The 967-nt window shown below is 73.8% G+C and carries 2 protein-coding genes; both read right to left on the bottom strand.

Annotation, left to right across the window (positions count from 1 at the left end; genetic code table 11):
• On the bottom strand, positions 1-462 hold a 462-nt coding region (locus D7X32_RS44480), incomplete at its 3' end, for a PTS sugar transporter subunit IIA (protein WP_147450536.1).
• A gap of 60 nt (positions 463-522) precedes the next feature.
• Positions 523-888, bottom strand: coding sequence for a hypothetical protein (locus D7X32_RS44485; RefSeq protein WP_147450537.1), 366 nt, complete (start codon positions 886-888; stop codon positions 523-525).
• Positions 889-967 lie beyond the last annotated feature (79 nt).

A 967-nucleotide genomic window follows, 5' to 3' on the forward strand; every position in this document is an offset into this window, starting at 1 on the left:
GGGGTGGAGGGCGGCCTCGGCCCGGACCAGCAGGGCGTGGGCCTCACTGGCGGTGACAGTGGCGAGCAGGGCGTCCCTCATGGGCGGCGTGTGCAGCAGCGCCGCGATGCGCGACAGCACGTTGAGGTGCAGGCCCGCCGTGTCGGGTGGGGCCACCACGCCGACGAAGATGCGCACCAGGCCGTCCTCGGGCTCGCCGAAGGCCAGGCCGCCCCGGTGCAGCCCCACGCAGGTGACGATGCGCCGCGCGCCCTCCACGCGGCAGTGGGGGATGGCCACGCCCCCTTCCATCGCCGTGGCGCCCAGCCGCTCACGCGCGCGGAGCGCCCCGGCGATGACCTCCCGGGCAACGTCCGCCTCCGGCGCCAGCAGCTCCGCCAGTTCCTCCAGCAGCGAAGCGCTGTCATGCGCCCGCAGGGCCGGGCGGATCGCCTCCACCGCCAGGAAATCCATCCATCGCATCTGCCTGCCTCCCGGCCGTCACGGCCGCGATTGTCGTTCGAAGTCCTCTCGTCCCCGCGCTCAGACGGTGGCGGCGACGCGTTCGCGGCCCACCATCACGATGCAGGCAGCGAGCACGCGGGCGCTGTACCGGTCGCGCTCGCTGTCGTCGAAGGACCGAGCCAGCGCGTCCGGGTCGTCGTCCAGGAACAGCGTGGAGCCCACGCGCTCGAAGACATGGGCCAGCAGGCTGCGGCAGCAGGTGCACCGCCACGCCTCTTCCAGCGCGCGGGCGCCGCGGCGGCGGGCATCCGCCAGGCCCTGGGCCCCCAATGCACGCACGGCCTTGAGCGAGCCTTCGCCCGAGCCCCCATCGCGGGCCCCCGTGCGGCGCTCCCAGGTCCCCTTGAGGGAGCCCCACGCGTTCAAGAAGGCGACCATTCCCATGATGTTCCGCTCCTGGATGCCGGGAACCCGTCCCGGTCCCCTCTCCAAGAGCATCCCGTATGCCGCCCGGAGCCCCCCG

The sequence above is a fragment of the Corallococcus carmarthensis genome (assembly GCF_003611695.1).
Lineage (GTDB): Bacteria > Myxococcota > Myxococcia > Myxococcales > Myxococcaceae > Corallococcus > Corallococcus carmarthensis.

What these genes read in the sequence shown, in the direction of transcription:
- D7X32_RS44485 (WP_147450537.1), bottom strand. Translation starts at nt 888, where the DNA reads ATGGGAATGGTCGCCTTCTTGAACGCGTGGGGCTCCCTCAAGGGGACC.